The sequence below is a fragment of the Bradyrhizobium sp. 62B genome (assembly GCF_030272265.2).
Classification (GTDB): Bacteria; Pseudomonadota; Alphaproteobacteria; order Rhizobiales; family Xanthobacteraceae; genus Bradyrhizobium.
The window spans coordinates 694,208-710,252 of record NZ_CP092842.1 but is presented as its reverse complement, the minus strand read 5'-3'; the positions used below and the strand labels follow the sequence as shown (position 1 = coordinate 710,252).

Annotated in this window: 15 protein-coding genes; 11 read left to right on the top strand and 4 right to left on the bottom strand. The window is 58.8% G+C overall.

All coding sequences use genetic code 11. The annotated features are described in order from the left end of the window. Window positions 1-570 precede the first annotated feature (570 nt). The 3 genes from ML401_RS38175 to ML401_RS38165 all read right to left on the bottom strand — a co-directional run bounded on the left by ML401_RS38175 (window position 571) and on the right by ML401_RS38165 (window position 2,993). On the bottom strand, window positions 571-1,149 hold the full coding sequence (locus tag ML401_RS38175; protein WP_285812973.1) for an aminodeoxychorismate/anthranilate synthase component II: 579 nt from the start codon (window positions 1,147-1,149) through the stop codon (window positions 571-573). Continuing rightward, window positions 1,146-2,540 (bottom strand): aminodeoxychorismate synthase component I, encoded by a 1,395-nt coding sequence (pabB, locus tag ML401_RS38170; protein ID WP_285812972.1) that lies wholly within the window; start codon window positions 2,538-2,540, stop codon window positions 1,146-1,148. The genes ML401_RS38175 and pabB overlap by 4 nt, the downstream gene beginning before the upstream one ends. Before the next feature lie 135 nt (window positions 2,541-2,675). Further along, window positions 2,676-2,993, bottom strand: a complete 318-nt coding sequence (locus tag ML401_RS38165; RefSeq protein WP_285812971.1) for a Dabb family protein — start codon at window positions 2,991-2,993, stop codon at window positions 2,676-2,678. A 307-nt stretch (window positions 2,994-3,300) separates the two neighbouring features. On the opposite strand from ML401_RS38165, the gene bioB reads away from it, so the two are divergent. The 9 genes from bioB to ML401_RS38120 all read left to right on the top strand — a co-directional run bounded on the left by bioB (window position 3,301) and on the right by ML401_RS38120 (window position 12,038). Then, entirely contained in the window at window positions 3,301-4,284 is a 984-nt protein-coding gene (gene bioB, locus ML401_RS38160; RefSeq protein ID WP_285812970.1) for a biotin synthase BioB, read from the top strand. A gap of 52 nt (window positions 4,285-4,336) precedes the next feature. Beyond that, the gene (locus tag ML401_RS38155; RefSeq protein WP_376717425.1) at window positions 4,337-4,741 is read left to right on the top strand and encodes an aspartate 1-decarboxylase; all 405 of its coding nucleotides are present in this window, start codon (window positions 4,337-4,339) and stop codon (window positions 4,739-4,741) included. Further along, the gene (locus ML401_RS38150; protein ID WP_285812969.1) at window positions 4,677-5,831 is read left to right on the top strand and encodes an 8-amino-7-oxononanoate synthase; all 1,155 of its coding nucleotides are present in this window, start codon (window positions 4,677-4,679) and stop codon (window positions 5,829-5,831) included. The genes ML401_RS38155 and ML401_RS38150 overlap by 65 nt, the downstream gene beginning before the upstream one ends. Next, window positions 5,828-6,463: a dethiobiotin synthase gene (gene bioD, locus ML401_RS38145; protein ID WP_285812968.1), complete on the top strand. Its 636-nt coding sequence runs from the start codon at window positions 5,828-5,830 to the stop codon at window positions 6,461-6,463. Before ML401_RS38150 ends, bioD begins: the two co-directional genes overlap by 4 nt. Then, entirely contained in the window at window positions 6,463-7,725 is a 1,263-nt protein-coding gene (locus ML401_RS38140; protein WP_376717465.1) for an adenosylmethionine--8-amino-7-oxononanoate transaminase, read from the top strand. The genes bioD and ML401_RS38140 overlap by 1 nt, the downstream gene beginning before the upstream one ends. Window positions 7,726-8,602: 877 nt before the next feature. Further along, on the top strand, window positions 8,603-8,803 hold the full coding sequence (locus tag ML401_RS38135; RefSeq protein ID WP_285812966.1) for a hypothetical protein: 201 nt from the start codon (window positions 8,603-8,605) through the stop codon (window positions 8,801-8,803). 784 nt (window positions 8,804-9,587) lie between these two features. Then, window positions 9,588-10,460, top strand: a complete 873-nt coding sequence (panB, locus tag ML401_RS38130; RefSeq protein ID WP_285812965.1) for a 3-methyl-2-oxobutanoate hydroxymethyltransferase — start codon at window positions 9,588-9,590, stop codon at window positions 10,458-10,460. Window positions 10,461-10,473: 13 nt separating this feature from the next. Then, entirely contained in the window at window positions 10,474-11,331 is an 858-nt protein-coding gene (panC, locus tag ML401_RS38125; RefSeq protein ID WP_285813400.1) for a pantoate--beta-alanine ligase, read from the top strand. 323 nt (window positions 11,332-11,654) lie between these two features. Next, window positions 11,655-12,038: a hypothetical protein gene (locus ML401_RS38120; RefSeq protein WP_285812964.1), complete on the top strand. Its 384-nt coding sequence runs from the start codon at window positions 11,655-11,657 to the stop codon at window positions 12,036-12,038. A 174-nt stretch (window positions 12,039-12,212) separates the two neighbouring features. On the opposite strand, the gene ML401_RS38115 is transcribed toward ML401_RS38120, so the two are convergent. Continuing rightward, complete coding sequence (locus ML401_RS38115) at window positions 12,213-12,443, bottom strand: hypothetical protein (RefSeq protein WP_285812963.1); 231 nt, start codon at window positions 12,441-12,443, stop codon at window positions 12,213-12,215. Between the two features lie 544 nt (window positions 12,444-12,987). On the opposite strand from ML401_RS38115, the gene ML401_RS38110 reads away from it, so the two are divergent. Beyond that, complete coding sequence (locus tag ML401_RS38110; RefSeq protein WP_285812962.1) at window positions 12,988-14,973, top strand: methyl-accepting chemotaxis protein; 1,986 nt, start codon at window positions 12,988-12,990, stop codon at window positions 14,971-14,973. An 853-nt stretch (window positions 14,974-15,826) separates the two neighbouring features. Beyond that, window positions 15,827-16,033, top strand: a complete 207-nt coding sequence (locus tag ML401_RS38105) for a hypothetical protein (protein ID WP_285812961.1) — start codon at window positions 15,827-15,829, stop codon at window positions 16,031-16,033. Window positions 16,034-16,045: the final 12 nt, after the last annotated feature.

Here is a 16,045-nt window from a genome sequence, read left to right as displayed (position 1 = left end):
TTGACATGTTCTCACTTTGTTCTAATCTTACCTCATCCCGAATGCAAGTGTCCCACCGTGGCTGAAACACCTCACAAGATTCTGCTGACGGTGACCGTTCTGAATGGCTAGACGAAGCGATCACGGCACGTCGGGCCGAGAGGCGGGCAACGTTTGCTCGTAACAATTCGCCGAACGTGCTGTTCGTTTCATGCACCGCTATGCCGATCGTGCCGCACGTTGGGCCGGAGCCAATGCTCGGGCCAGGTGCTCGTGTTTCGACGTGGTGGGAGCGCGAATCGGCCAAGCGCACCAGAGGCCTCTTTCCGTGATGATCTCATACTGAGGTGAGTGGCTCTCGAATATGAATGGATGCGCGTTACAAGGTGTTCCTGCAAGCTGGACTGACGCAACCTCGCAGTCCTCAGCGTGCGACCCGCTGCCACGCATGTATTGCAAAACTGCTCCAGTACCAGAAGCGGGCACCAGGAGTTCTGCCGCAAATTGCGCGGGTACGGCGTCCAGCCGTTTGTTGATGATCCACCAGATCGGCAGCAGATTCGGTTCCGTGAGTTAAGCCGGTCCTCAGGCTCAGCAACCCACTGCGAGCCGCAGGAAGTTCGAAAGCAGCAGCTGTCCTTGTTCGGTAAGTACCGATTCCGGGTGAAACTGTACACCGTACGTCCGGTGGTAGCGATGCGCGAGGCCCATGATATCGCCTTCGTCCGAATGCGCTGTCACCGTGAGATGCTGCGCGCATGACTCGTCGAGTTCGACTACCAGGGAATGGTAGCGTCCGACCCAAAGTGGGGACGGGACTTCCTTGAATAGCCCTCTGCCATCATGCGTTATCGATGAGGATCGACCGTGCATGGGACGACGTGCGCGTGCTACGCGTCCGCCGAAAACACTCCCGATACACTGATGCCCGAGGCAGATGCCGAGAATCGGGATGCGCCCCGAAAGGTCGCGGACGACGGCCGTAGATATTCCGGCCTCCAGCGGAGTGCAGGGGCCGGGCGAAATGACCACTGCGCGGGGTCTCAGGCCAACAATATCGCTAAGACTGATCGCGTCATTGCGGACCACCTCCGTTGCTTCGCCAAGCTTGTGGAAATAACGAGCGATATTGAAGACGAAGGAGTCGTAATTGTCGATGATGACAATCAAGATGCACCGGATTCTTCAGCCCGAAACGCATCAAAGAGTCGCTGCGCCTTGGCAAGCGTCTCCTCGTATTCGGCCTCTGGTTCCGACATCGCCGTTATCCCGCTGCCCGCATGAAACACAGCCAGGTTGTCGTCGATCGTGGCAGTGCGGATCGCAATATTCGTGTCCATGTGCCCGTTGAAGCTGATGAAGCCGATCGCCCCGCAATAGACCCCTCGTGCCACTTGCTCGATTTCCGCGATAATCTCCATCGATCGCACCTTGGGCGCACCTGTGATGGAGCCGCCTGGAAAGCAAGCTCGAAGCAAAGTTACTGCGTCCTGGTTTTGGGTAAGTTCACCTGTAACGACCGAAACGAGGTGGTGTACTGAGGCGTAGGACTCGAGATTGCACAGCGCTGGAACCTCTATCGAGTGCGGAGTGCACACGCGCGACAGATCGTTGCGCAGGAGGTCGACGATCATTGTGTTCTCCGCACGGTCCTTTTCGGACGCGAGGAGAAGTTCCGCGCGACGCTCGTCCTCCCTGGAATCAGCCGAACGCCCGATCGTACCCTTGATGGGCCGCGTTTCGACCTTTCGCCCGCCAAGCTTCAGGAATCGCTCTGGCGAGCTCGATGCAATGGTCAGCTTGCCGTACCGCAGGAGGGCTGCAAAAGGGGCCGGGTTCAATGACCGCAGCCGGCAGTAGAATGCAAGCGGATCAAATGAGCTGGACAGCGGGGCGCTGAAGCGCTGCGCAATGTTGGCTTGGAAAACGTCGCCAGCTAGAATCAAGTCGATGACGCGCTGTGCCGCAGTGACGTAGCCCTCACGGCTGAAATTCGAATGCCAAGCGCCCGCTGTGCCGGGGACGTCATTCGATGGCGTCTTTGGGCGGGCAAGCATCGCTGCAAACTCATCAGCTCGACTGCGTGCGCGTTCGGTCCGACGAGCTGTATCCTGCTCCGGCCATCCGGTGGACACGATCCAGCATCTCTGGTTGCGATGGTCAAAGCTGACGACCACGTCATAAAAATGCAAGGTGGACTGGGGCAAAACAGAACCGGCATTTGCCGGCATCGGCAATCGCTCCAATGTTTTATTTAGATCGTAAGCCAGGAACCCCGCTACGCCCCCCTGAAACGGTGGGAGATCGGGACGATGCTCTTGCGGATACCCGGCGAGAAGGGTGCGAAGAACCGCCCACGGATCACCCTCGAAAGCCTCTCCATTGCAGCGCGCCTGTCCGTCCGTCACCATGTAGGTGTTGAACGGGTCGCAGGTCAGATACGAGTAGCGTCCAAGCAACTCATCCCGTGCTGCGCTATCGAGAAACGTAAGATGCTCTCGATGCGCAAGACGTCGCATCGCTGTGATGGGCTCAATCCACTCCAGTTCGCGGACGTGCATCTCAGTCACCGGGGGGCCGCCGCGCCATGAGATGCCCTCTGGATGTGATGGCCAGACCAGCGATCGTCTGGGCTCCCAGAATCAAAACTCCGGTCAACCTCCGCCAATGGGCATGCCGGGCGCGAGAAACGTGGCCTATCGCTTCGATTGATCGAGACGACCATCTCTCGCTACCTGGTAGTCGGCCGCGAGCCGCAGCTCGCGAAGTGGTCGTACCCGTCTGATCGATTCCTGATATAGCTCATGCGCCTTGTATGCGGCGAGCTCCGCCTCGCTATCAAATTCTCCATAAACAACGACGTCAATATCATTGCCAAGCTGGTCGCTCTTGCGATTGCGAGCAACCTCGAGACGCCTTGCATGCGGGATTGTCGTGAGAAGCGATAGCCCATCGATGATTTGATCAATATGGGCCTTATCCCTGGCAGTGAACATGACGATGTGGCGAATCATGGATGGCAGTGCTGCAAAGAAAGGAGGTCGCATAGGTACCTTGCGATCGCGCCTGCTGCAAACCGCTGCCGCGTCCGACCTCGGCCATCACACACCCGCCAGCTCGCGCTCGGCGTCGAAATCCTAAGGGGTCCCTAATGTTGCAGGATTTCTTCAGTCTGGGACTGGTTTTCGCGGTTTTTGGGTGTCGAAGGGGCCGTACATTTTTTCGTGAGCGCTAGCTGAGCGGTGGCAGACACGACAAGCCACTCGGGGCCCTCATTGAACGATAGTTGTCGATCGGCTCGTGGGCGTGGAAGCAAGTCTTATGGCTGCTGGTGTGGTAGTGGGCGGGAGCAGGACGCCAATTCGCAATGACTGGAATCGTGCCGATGCCGAGACGCTCTACGGCTTGCCATTCGCCGACCTGACATTTCAGGCGCAGAGCATTCATCGCGATAACTTCGATCCAAACCGCGTCGAAATGGCAAGCCTGCTCAGCATCAAAACTGGCGGCTGCCCCGAAGACTGCGGCTACTGCTCGCAAAGCGCGCATTACGACACCGGCCTCAAGACCACTCGTTTGATGGATTGTGCCGATGTAGTGGCCGCCGCGCAGCGCGCCAAGCATGCCGGCGCGGCTCGCTTCTGCATGGCCGCGGCCTGGCGCAGTCCAAAAGACCGCGATCTCGATAAGATATGCAGCATGATCACGGCGGTTAAGGCAATTGGAATGGAGACTTGTGTCACGCTCGGCATGCTCACACCGAAGCAGGCCGCACGGCTCGCGGACGCCGGGCTCGACTTCTACAATCATAATGTCGACTCCTCGCCCGAATTCTATCGCAAAATCGTCACGACGCGCACCTTGCAGGATCGCATCGACACGCTCGCGCATGTGCGCGAGGCCGGAATCAAGGTCTGCTGCGGTGGAATCATTGGTATGGGCGAGAGCGTCGAGGATCGCCTCGGGATGCTCGTGCTTCTCGCCAATCTCCCCCGCCATCCGGAAAGCGTGCCCATCAATCTCTGGAATGAGGTCAACGGTGTGCCTGTCAGTCAAACCGCGGAGCGCCCGGATCCTATCGCCCTGGTGCGCCTGGTCGCGACGGCCCGGATCATGATGCCGAAGAGCGTGCTGCGATTGTCGGCCGGACGGCAATATATGACAGACGAGCTGCAGGCATTGTGCTTTTTGGCCGGCGCAAGCTCGATCTTTATCGGCGATGTGCTATTGACCACCAAAAACCCGTTGCGAGACCGCGACGCGAATTTGCTGGACCGGCTTGGCATCACGTCGGGGCTTGCCTGAGTGGAGCTGCGCAGCGGGCGTACTCTAGCGCAAAACTCCGCTTAGGTGAGGAATGCAAGTTACGTTGATGAAGGGCACAATTCATCGCGTGCCAGTGACGGACACGATCTGCTCGATGAGCGCGATTTCGATTGATCGTGCGCTGGTCGATGCGGCAGAGTTTCTGATCAATGAGCGTGTCAAGATCTACAATATGGAAACCGAAGCGCGCAACGCCCACGTGCTTATGCCTACTTCGGCAAGGCAACGGGTACACTCTAGACCAGGCGTTGTCATGGTCGCGCGGAGAGTCGCATCTTGCGAAGTTAACAGCCGAAAAAGACTGTCGCTAACGCCCAGACCTTCGCTCCGCCAGACCTCTTGCGAGTTGGACCGCTACTTGAGAGTGACGAATGGATTCAACGCACGGGACCAGATTTCGCAATTATGTCGCAATCCTGCATGCCCTGAAGGATGACCACCGGCTGCGCGGCCTTAGGCCGCGCGCGGGGCTCGACTTCACTTCAAACGATTATCTCGCGCTCGCGAGCGCACCGCGCATGAAGAATGCTATCGTGGACGCCGTCCATGCCGGCACCCCGATCGGAGCTGGCGGGTCTCGGCTTCTGCGCGGCAATTGCGAGGAGCACGAACTTCTCGAAGCAGACGCCGCGCAATTCTTCAGATCGGAAACAGCGCTTTTCTTCAGCAGCGGTTACGTGGCAAACTTCGCCGTCCTGACAACGCTGTCGCAGCAGGGCGACCTCCTTGTTCTCGATTCACTCGTGCACGCAAGCATTCATGAGGGCGCGCGAGCCGGCCGGGCCGATGTTCGGATAAGCGAGCACAACGATGCCCAGTCGGTCGAAAGTACGATCCGCGACTGGCGGACCAGTGGCGGAGTGGGGCGCGTCTGGATCGTGGTCGAAAGTCTATACAGCATGGACGGCGATTTCGCTCCGCTTGGAGAACTCGTCTCAATTGCGGACCGATACGATGCATTCCTGATGGTCGATGAGGCTCATGCCACAGGCGTCCACGGCGAGCAGGGACGCGGGCTCACCGCGCCCTATGAAAGACGCGCAAATCTATTGGTCGTTCATACCTGCGGCAAAGCGCTGGGGGCCGTCGGCGCTCTTGTCACAGCTCCAGGCGCCCTGCGCGATTTCATGGTCAATCGCTGTCGGCCGTTCATCTTCGCCACCGCCCCCTCACCATTGATGGCCGTCGCCGTGCGGGAGGCACTTTCAATCCTGCAGGAAGAGCCCGAGCGTCAGCAGCGCCTGGCCAGGCTGGTCGAGTTCACGCATCGCGAGATCAGTTTGCGCGGCCTCCGGAGTCCTTCGCAGACGCAGATCGTGCCTTATATCGTTGGCGATAATTCGCGCGCGATGCAGCTCGCTTCTGCACTGCAGGCTCGCGGGTTCGATATCCGGGGGATCCGGCCGCCAACCGTCCCGGTGGGCACGGCCCGTTTACGAATTTCAGTGACACTCAACGTCGGGGAGGATGATGTGCGTGCAATGCTCGATGCGCTGGCTGAGGAGACGAAGGGCTGGCTCCGATGAGCCGGCGGATCGTGGTAACCGGTACCGATACCGGGATCGGTAAGACGGTCTTTTCCGCAGGCCTTACTCATCTCCTCGGGGCGAACTACTGGAAACCGATTCAGGCCGGTCTTGAAGGAGAGACCGACACCCAGCTTGTCGCACGGCTGGGCGGTCTTTCGAGCGATCGGGTGGTGCCGGAGCTATACCGTCTGCGAACACCAGTGTCGCCACACCACGCCGCGGAACTTGACGAAACGCGTATTGACGTGGATTCGATTCGTCTGCCGGATAGCGGGGAGCGGCCGCTCGTGATCGAGGGCGCGGGCGGGTTGATGGTGCCCCTGACTCGCGGCGCGCTTCTCATTGAGATCTTCGAGCGATGGCAGCTTCCCGTCGTGCTATGCGCGAGGACGGCACTGGGTACCATCAATCACTCGCTGCTTTCGATAGAGGCTCTGCGCAAGCGCCACATTAGTATTCTTGGGGTTGCCTTTATCGGTGAACGAAATCCCGAGACTGAAGCCGCAATCTGTGACGTCGGGCGAGTGCGCTGGTTAGGGCGATTGCCCTGGCTCTGCCCCCTCACGCCAGAGACGCTGCACCCCATCTTCAAAGTGTCGTTTGTCCGCAATGATTTCCTGAATCTGTGATCCCAATTAAGAGAACGGCGATCTGGCATCCATTCACGCAACATGCGCTTCAGGACGAGATGATCGAGGTCGTACGTGGGAGTGGTGCTTATCTCCACACCACGGACGGTCGCCGCGTCATAGATGCAATCTCGTCCTGGTGGGTCGTAACCCACGGCCATTGCCATCCCCGGATTGTCAGCGCAATCCAAGAACAGGCCGCCAAGCTCAACCAGGTGATCTTCGCTGGCTACACCCACGATCCTGCCGAAAAGGTCGCGGAGCTGCTCCTGAAACTGGCGCCCCGTGGACTTGACCACGTCTTCTTCTCTGACAGCGGCTCGACCAGCGTCGAAGTCGCGCTAAAAATGGCGCTTGGCTACTGGCATAACATCGGCAAGAAGCGAACGCGCATCGTCGTGATGCAAAATTCCTACCACGGCGATACGATAGGGGCGATGTCGGTTGGTGCCCGTGGCGTTTTCAACGCCGCGTACGGGCCCCTGCTGTTCGAGGTTACCTCGATCCCGTTTCCAGCAAGAGGTCATGAGCAGACAACGCTCGACGCGCTCGAATTTGCATGTCGAAACGAAAGTCCCGCCGCCTTTATTGTGGAGCCACTGATATTGGGCGCGGGCGGAATGCTGATGTATCCAGCCTGGATGCTCAAGGAGATGAAGCGGATCTGCGAGACCTCTGACGTCCTGTTCATTGCCGACGAGGTCATGACGGGCTGGGGTCGCACTGGAACATTATTCGCCTGCGAGCAAGCCGACGTCGCGCCCGATATCGCCTGCTATTCGAAAGGCCTGACCGGAGGGGCGCTTCCGCTCGCGGTGACACTCTGCCGGGCGGATATTTTCGACGCGCACTATTCGAAAGATCGTACGCGTACCTTCTTTCATTCGAGTTCATATACCGCCAATCCAGTGGCCTGCGCGGCCGCAGTGGCTAACCTGGACCTATGGCAGACTCGGGAAGCTCACCAGCGCCTGGCGTCTGTCGCCACGATGCAGGAACATGGAATCGAGCCATTCCGCACCGATCCGCGCTTTACAAACGTCCGTCGGACCGGAACCATCACAGCGCTCGATCTGAAAGCGAGCGACGCCGGCTATCTCGCGGATATAGGTCCGAAGCTTCAGGAGTTGTTTCGGGACCGAGATCTACTGCTGCGGCCGCTCGGCAACACGATCTATGTGATGCCGCCTTATTGTGTCACGGCAGAAGATCTTGATGAAATCTATGCCGCGATCAGCGATGCCGCTGATGCGCTCGCTTGAGGATGCGATTTGTGTAGCTCGGCAGGATCCGATCCGAGTCAGTATCGCTGACATACCGGGCGCTGCACGCTCCTGATTACGCTCACAGCTGGATATGCTACTCGCGCTCCCATGCAGGTGCGCCGGCATGACCTGAAGGTGCTCCTCACGAGGCACGATCGGCTGCGGCGTCCCTCCCTGGCGATCGGAGACAGCTGCACACCTCAACGCGTAGCATAACGACAATATGGGCTGCAGGAGAACAGGCGAGGGCTGCTAAACGATGGCCGTCGGCTGGTCCGTTGAAGTCCGTCGAAGATCGGCGAAACACGCAGGATTTAATCGTTTGGGCGCTTCTGATTGCATCAATTAAGATCAAACTCTCACTTACAGTAGGAAATCCCGGCGAAGGTGCTTGAACAAAGTGCGCCGCTTCGCGAAGGAGGCGCACATCAGAGTCACACTCTGGCGCCGCACGCCGTACATGCCGTGAGAATTGGAATAGGCGACGCTGCACTTCGACGTGCGAGCGTGGTGCTGCGGAAATGGAAAGTGCATGGGAGATCCACGTAACGCCGGACAGGAGGCGAGAATGCGCAACGACTATCATGCTTCCCACAACGGTTCAGCAAGGTGCTGCGCGATGTGCGGCGGAAGGTTTGGTCTTATCCGCTACTACTGCTGGCAAACAGCGCTTTGCTCCAGGAAATGCGTCGACCGCTTCAGGGCGCGGCGGGAGGCCGACCACAAATGGCTTCGCTGGTTGCGAACAGCTTGATACGCGGCATCCAACTCGCTGCAGCCGAACCCTGATCTCGGCAGGAGGGCGTCGGCGGAATAGTTCTGCAGCAATCCTCGAATCAGGCGTGTCGTTTTCAAAAGTGCATGGACGAATCAAGTGGCAGAAAACTCGGCAACAATCATCGACTTCAATGCTTACAGGATGAAGAAGCGCGCTGCGGCCAAGCCGTCATCCGGCGCCGTCGGCTCGATCGCGCCCTATGAGGTGGCGGCAGCCTTCTGCTTCTTCTGGTCCTTGCTGGCCTTGATCACGTTTGCCACCCTCGATCAGCCCGCATCGAAACAGGAGCCTTCGTGAGCAGATCCTCAACGCCGTCGCGATGGGCCTGCGCGAAAGGGCGGCATCCTGATCCTTTTTCTGCTTCGCTGCCGACAGCGCGCTGCGCATCTGCCACGCCCTGGCAGCCCATCGCCTGCAGACCCGGCCGTCCACTGCTTGCAGCGCAGAGCGAGGCAGGGGCGGGCCTCCGATCGCAGCTGGCGCCAGGGCGGCCCCCGAGCCGGCATTCGGCAGGGCTTGGTCGTTGATCGCTGGCCCGCGTTGCTTGAAAATCCTATGGGATGACATTGCCGATGACCTTAACGGTACGGCATGTCGCATCGGAATCGGCTTGTGAATGCAGGGAGGCCAGCTACGGGACGAGGTTATATGGCTTGAGGAGGCTGATGCCATTCCGATCGACACCGGTCCGGTGCGCGCTATGTTCTGCTGCTCCTGAAGGTGCCGTATCAATCGCGAGTTTCGCTTGAGTCGGGCAGATGAACCATATCGCCACTTTGCGAAAGAGTTTTCTCATCACGTTCGCTGCGCGGCCGCGGAACGTAATCGCCGCTCTTTCGACTGATCTGGCAAAGCGGTGCGCTCCTGGCTGGTGTGCGTCAACCCGGATCAAGCCGGTTCGGTTGACGAGCGGGCGAGTGAGAAACTCCCGACCGATGATTGCGCGACCATTGGAGAGTTATGTGCGCCGTTCTCCGATTCTGGAGAGGAGCATTCTTCTTCTCCCCCGCCATTGACAGTGTTCTCTCGACTTGCCTAGGAAGCGCTCGCTGCGGGAATGAGGGACGCAAGGGATCTGAGGATGAGCCACAGTTCAGAGACGCCTGTTGAACGCATCACGATTCCAGTCCTGCGGCAATGGAAGGAGAAGGGGCGTCGCATCGCCATGACCACAGCCTACGACGCAGTTACGGCACGTATCGCTGATCCGGTCGTCGATATCATTCTCGTCGGGGATAGCGTTGGCAATGTCTGTCTCGGCTTCGATGACACGCTGCCGGTCAGCATGGCGATGATGAACCATCACGTGGAGGCGGTTGCGCGCACAAAGCCTCGTGCCTTGCTCGTGGCCGACATGCCCTTTCTCAGTTTTCACCTCAGTCCCGAGCACACGATACGGAACGCCGGAGGTCTTTTGCAGCGTGGCGCCGATGCCGTGAAACTCGAGGGCGGTAGCAGACGTGCCGAGACGGTGCGTGCCCTCGTCGATTGCGAAATTCCTGTCATGGGCCATCTCGGTCTCACCCCCCAGAGCGTCAATGTCATGGGCGGGTTCAAGGTCCAGGGAAGAACAACCGACGACGCCTTGCGCCTGCTCGATGACGCTCACCATCTGCAGGAAGCAGGCTGCTTCGCTCTGGTGCTGGAAGGCATTCCGGCCGAACTCGCCGCGCGCGCGACCGAAACCTTGACGATACCGACCATCGGGATCGGAGCGGGCCCGGATTGCTCGGGCCAGGTGCTCGTACTCCATGACGTTCTGGGCCTGATCCAAGGTCATCGGCCAAAGTTCGTTCGCGCCTATGCAAATGGCTTTGAGCTTCTGCAGCAGGCGCTATCACACTGGGCAGCCGATGTCCGTCAGGCCGCGTTCCCGACGCCTCAGGAGTCCTATCGGCTTCCTGATGACCTTCGCGACACGATCGCAAACTGGACGCCGCCCAGCTCAACCTGATGCAAGGGATGATATGCAAATAATAACGACGGTCTCCGGACTGCGCCGTGTCCTGGCAGAGGCCCGCAAAGCTGGCAGGCGTGTCGGATTTGTTCCAACGATGGGTTACCTGCACGACGGCCACCTCGCGCTCGTCGGGGCGAGCCGGGCACTGTGCGACATCACCGTTCTCAGCATCTTCGTCAATCCCACTCAGTTCGGACCGAATGAGGATCTCAGTACCTATCCGCGCGACTTCCTGCGCGATGAAAAACTCTGCCGCGATGCCGGGGTTGCGATCGTCTTCGCGCCGGAGGCGCACGAGATCTATCCAGCTCAATTCGAGACCTTCGTCGAAACGGGCGAGCTCTCAAATCCATTGTGTGGAGCATTCAGGCCGGGACATTTTCGTGGTGTCGCGACCGTCGTCTGCAAGCTGTTCAACATGGTGCAGCCGGATGTCGCATTCTTTGGACAGAAAGATTTTCAGCAATGCGCGGTCATCCGTCGCATGACGAACGATCTCAATCTTCCCGTCGAGATCGTCGCCGTCCCTACCGTTCGGGAGCCTGACGGTCTCGCAATGAGCAGCCGCAATAGGTATCTTTCCGGGGCAGAACGTCGGTCTGCCCTCGCGATCAGCCGTGGCCTGTTCGCGGCCGCGGCCGCGTTTGACCTGGGAGAGCGCAATGTGGAAAAATTGGTTGCGGTTGCAAGGATGCATCTGGCGGACATCGATCAGGTGCAGTACCTTGAGCTTGTTGAAGCTGATACGCTCAGGCCTGCCGAAACTCCTCTGCGGCGCAGTGCGGCACTTTGCGCCGCCGCCTATGTTGGCTCAACTCGGCTGATCGACAACGTAATGCTTTCGGTGCCCAATTCAGCAGGGTGACTCTCGTGACCAGGGCGAACCTTCCTGCGGCGATGCCGGGCTCGGGGGGCGCCTGGTCAAGATTGGAATCAGGCATGCACGGCTGGGCCATGATGGGCCACTAAAGCTCGGGGCGACAATCACTGCTGAAGGCTTCTACCGACAGCATGGATTCAGAAGCCTGGGCCGAGGCCATTTCTCTCACGGCCTCGGCGGCGAGCCGGTTCGTACATGTGGAATTGTGAATTCCGATGAAGGTTCATCCCTGTTTTACGTTCAGGGTCGCCGAAAAAGTTTGTGCCCCGTCAGGTTGATGCAGATTTTCCAAGAGATGGAGAAGCCGTATGGCCGATGACGTGACGCCCGGCGATCCTCTGTCCGTCCTGGCAACCGGATTATTGATCGCTTCTGCCGGGTGGCGAAGTGCGCCCGAAGGTCCGAACGATAAAACGGGAGACTTTCGGATGCCGTACTACTCTTTTGATCTTGTGATTGGCGAGGAGTACAAGAGCCAGGGCGGTCTTATCCTCGAAAATCTCGAACTCGCTGCCGATCTGGCTGACCAGCTTGCGGTCGAGTTGTCCATTGTGCGTCCGGAGCTCAAGGCCGGCGGCTGCGCGGTTCGGGTCATCAGCGTGGAAAACATTGATCTGTATCGCACGCCACTCGATCCGATTCCGTCCTGGATGAGATGTCAGAATTTGAGCGTCAGCCGTGGCGCGCGATAGCGCATTGGATGGTGTGTCCTGATTTCGGAGAGTTCCTGGGCAGGAAGCGCTGTAGTTTTTCCTGCCAAGGTGCAGGTTTCAGCTTGAGCGGCGCATATTCACGCAATCGATCGCGGACAGGTGTTGATCGGTTTCACCTGCCTTTCGCGATTGCCCCGCGTTCGGTTGAAGACCCTATTCGCTGTTGAAGAGCAAACCCAGACTGGTGGCCATATCCGTAATCGAAGCCAGCGGCCGCCTGAGAGTGCGCGCGATGGTGCTTGCCGGAAGGCCTCGCTCGATCAATCCTCGCAGCTTGTGTCTCTCAACTGCGGTCCAGGGACGGCCGTTTCTGTTGCCTGCACGCCGTTCTGCTACCGTCTTCACGTTCAAATCGTCCTGCGGCGCAGTCTTGATCTGCGTCATCAATCCACTCCCACTCGCTTCATGCTGTTCTTTCGCGCTCAAAATAGCTGAGTCCCGCATATCGATCGGCACCCATTGCTGGATGCAGAAAAAAGGCCGCGCGAAGTCTACGCGCGGCCAAATCAGGGACGAAACGCCCCAAGGGGCCACTGGAGGGAGAGCATCGAGATGAGCGGATCGATCACTCACCGGGAGCTCCAAACTTGCAATAACTTCACGTTTGCGAGTCGCGTCTATCTTTCTTCTGCAATCGCAGGAGCAAAAGATCACCTAATCGATTTCATGCGCTGCTTGGCTGCGATTGTTGCGAATACTCTGCAGCTTTTGTGCGCGAATGATCGACTGCTCGCAGAGTGCGGGTCGGTGACTGCAATCGCCGATGTCGACACTACGAATTCAGGATTTCGAAATCAATCTGACCTAATGAGCCGGTCGTCAGCGACCGAATGAACTAGGTCAATTCTACTTCAGCACAACATCGAAAAAACACCAGTCGAAGCCGCATTCACTGCACCGGGCCGTGAAATCCATTCAAGAGGTAAACATGAGCGAAGTTGCGACGAAGAGCGGCGGGCGATTGAGGGGGCTCCGCATCGGATTGCGCAGCCAGATGGCACTGCTTGGCATTTCGGGAGTGCTTGTCACGGGCACGATCTGCGCTGCCGCCCTCAATTATGCGAGCCTTATTCAGAGTGAGTCGAATGACAGCAACGAGTTCAGAGCCCGCGTCGCATCACTGTCACAAGGTTTCCTGCAATCGCGACAGATCGCGAGCGAATTCCTGCGCAAACCCAGTGAAGTATCGATCAAGAGCCAGGCGGAGAACCATGAGCGGCAACTCGCAGATCTGACCAGTGTCGAACAATTTGCAGCGGCGTTGTCCGACGATGACCCGCTGAAGCAGACGATCGCCCTGCGCCCGGATATCAATCTCTATGCAACGCGGTTTCAAAACGTGATCGCGGCCCAGCGCAACCTCGGCTTTGATGAAGACGACGGATTCCAGGGCAAGCTTCGCAAGGCCGTTCACAGCGTCGAGCAGAGGCTCACGGAGCTGAATCAGCCACGCCTGATGATCTTGATGCTGATGATGCGCCGGCACGAGAAGGATTTCATCTTGCGCGGCGAAGAGAGATATGGCGACCAGCTGATGGATCGGGAGGCGGAATTCGAAGCTGCGCTCGCTCATGGCGACCAGTCGACCGAAGTGACATCCGAGATCCTCGAACTGATCCGAGCATACAAGTCGAGCTTTGTTTCGTTCATGGTCACGCAGCAGGCACTAAGCGATCAGGTAGACGATCTCGGACAGATCTACGACCGCGTCCGCCCGGCGCTCGTGAAGATCATGGCTGCTGCGGAGGAGCGCTCGCAGGCTGCTGAAATTCGCGCTGAAGAAATTCGGCTGACACTCATCTGGGTGATCGATCTTTCGACGATCCTTGTCGGTCTGATCGCACTGCTGTTCGGCCGGCGCATCGCCAATACAGTCGCTTCGATGGCAATGGCCATGCGCCAACTCGGCGCGGGGCGTTTCGATGTTGTGTTGCCGGGACTTGGCCGACAAGATGAACTTGGCGAAATGGCCGAAGCGGTCGAAATGTTCAAGCGGAAAGCACACGAGAAGGCGGTGGCCGAGCTCGATGCAAAGGCAGCACAGGATCGTGCCGCCGCCGAGCTGCGCAAGGCCGACATCGCCCGGCTCGCCGGTGAATTCGAAAGCGCCGTGGGCAAAGTCATCGAGACTGTCTCGTCCGCGTCATCAGAACTCGAAGCCTCCGCGCGCAGTCTTACCGGCACGGCAGATCACGGGCGTCAACTCTCCGTAGAGGTTGCCTCATCATCGGGGCAAGTGTCAGCCAACGTTCAGCGCCTCGCGGCGGCGACGGACGAAATGGCCGAAACTATCGCCAATGTCGGTCGACAGATCGAACAGGTGGCGAAGATGGCGCAGCAGGCTGTTCGCAAGGCAGAACTGAGCGATCAGCGCATTTCCGATCTGGCGATCGCAGCGGAGCGGATAGGCAGCGTGGTTCAGCTGATCGCCACGATAGCGCACCAGACCAATCTGCTCGCGCTGAACGCTACGATTGAAGCCGCGCGCGCTGGCGATCGCGGCAGGGGATTCGCGGTCGTCGCCCAGGAAGTAAAGTCGCTCGCGACGCAAACCGCTCAGGCGACTGTTGAGATCAGCCAGCATATTGGCGGGATACAGGCCGCCACGAGTGAGCATGTCGGGGCTATTTCCGAAATTGGCGTCATCATAGGACGCGTCGCGGCGATTGCGAGCACTGTGGTCGATACCATCGGAAAGCAGGAGACAACGAGCCAGAACATCGCACTTAATGTGCAGGAAGCAGCGGCGAGGACGAGCTTGGTGGCGGCGAGCGCCGGCGAAGTCAGTAATGGCGCCAAGGAAACCGGGGAGGCTTCGATGCAGGTGCTGACGTCGGCCGAATTGCTCTCTGAGGAAAGCTCCCGGTTGAAGCACGAACTGAACGAGTTCCTGGCTCGAATCCAGACGGCCTAGGCCGGCAGGTCAATGCCGTCCAGCAAGCCTCTTCTGGGAGGCCGCCATGCTGATCCTCGATCCCGGCTGGGCACTCCAGAGCCAGGACCGCGTTGCGGCACAGGCCGGACAAATAGCTTAGATCCGAGCGCGGCGCTGCCGCCGAGGAGTTTTGAAAACTGAACGACTGACGTATTGCGGTCAGCGCGCGGGCCATTCTTTGCTGGAATTCATCCCAAAATTGCGCTCGAGCGCAAGTTTCCAGCGGCAAGACGCGCTCTATGCAGTAGTTTATAGCATCATCCCCGCTAGAATGGAGCATAAGCGCGAGGCCTGTTTCACGAACTGGAATCTGCAGGACGTTTTGTGAAGCGACATTGGAGCAGGGCATGGCAAGCCAATTCTATCGGCTCCGTATGGGCAAGTATGTCGGATCTCTGATTCGACACAGCAGGCGCGAAATGCAGCAAATCGTCCGGCTGCAACTGAGCCTGATAAGGCTCGGCCAGGAACTGGCGTGGTTCGATCATTGCCCTGGCCCAGCCGGCCGGCCAAGTCGGATTGCGACAGATGCGTTTGCGACGCGGCCAGTCCAGCTGATACGATTGCCGAGCGCATTTCCCAGCTTGGCCGTCATGTCCGCGGACTTCAGGGCGTCGCACCAGGCGCTCAGTTCCGGCGAGGTTGTCGCCACCCGGCCAAGGCTTGAGCCAAGGGCAATTCATGGTTCGCCGCGTAAAAACTCGCAGAAAGAGACGTTGGTGACTTTGCCACGGTGAGCATGCGTCGGCCATCTCGTGCGACTTGACAGACTTGAATCCTGGTCCGGCAAATGCCCATTATCTTCCTCAATTGAATTGGGGGAGATCTTCAGATGCTGGACGGTGCCACCACCGCGCTTTTGCGGAGCATCCTAGATGAGGTCTGCGAGAGCGTCTCTCCATATGACACCGGCATCCGCACCTACGTCGCTTCCAGAATTCTGGACGCGGCTACCAAAGGTGAGACGAACCCCGATCGGCTCAAACAGATAGGTCAGGAAGCGCTTTCAAAAGCACCGACGATGTGGCGAGAGACGTAGAAGATGATTTGT

Bases quoted from the DNA above. Each gene is read 5' to 3' on its own strand.
- pabB (WP_285812972.1), bottom strand. From the start codon at position 2,540: ATGCACGTCCGCGAACTGGAGTGGATTGAGCCCATCACAGCGATGCGA.
- ML401_RS38165 (WP_285812971.1), bottom strand. From the start codon at position 2,993: ATGATTCGCCACATCGTCATGTTCACTGCCAGGGATAAGGCCCATATT.
- bioB (WP_285812970.1), top strand. From the start codon at position 3,301: ATGGCTGCTGGTGTGGTAGTGGGCGGGAGCAGGACGCCAATTCGCAAT.
- ML401_RS38155 (WP_376717425.1), top strand. From the start codon at position 4,337: ATGCAAGTTACGTTGATGAAGGGCACAATTCATCGCGTGCCAGTGACG.
- ML401_RS38150 (WP_285812969.1), top strand. From the start codon at position 4,677: ATGGATTCAACGCACGGGACCAGATTTCGCAATTATGTCGCAATCCTG.
- bioD (WP_285812968.1), top strand. From the start codon at position 5,828: ATGAGCCGGCGGATCGTGGTAACCGGTACCGATACCGGGATCGGTAAG.
- panB (WP_285812965.1), top strand. From the start codon at position 9,588: ATGAGCCACAGTTCAGAGACGCCTGTTGAACGCATCACGATTCCAGTC.
- panC (WP_285813400.1), top strand. From the start codon at position 10,474: ATGCAAATAATAACGACGGTCTCCGGACTGCGCCGTGTCCTGGCAGAG.
- ML401_RS38120 (WP_285812964.1), top strand. From the start codon at position 11,655: ATGGCCGATGACGTGACGCCCGGCGATCCTCTGTCCGTCCTGGCAACC.
- ML401_RS38115 (WP_285812963.1), bottom strand. From the start codon at position 12,443: ATGACGCAGATCAAGACTGCGCCGCAGGACGATTTGAACGTGAAGACG.
- ML401_RS38110 (WP_285812962.1), top strand. From the start codon at position 12,988: ATGAGCGAAGTTGCGACGAAGAGCGGCGGGCGATTGAGGGGGCTCCGC.
- ML401_RS38105 (WP_285812961.1), top strand. From the start codon at position 15,827: ATGCTGGACGGTGCCACCACCGCGCTTTTGCGGAGCATCCTAGATGAG.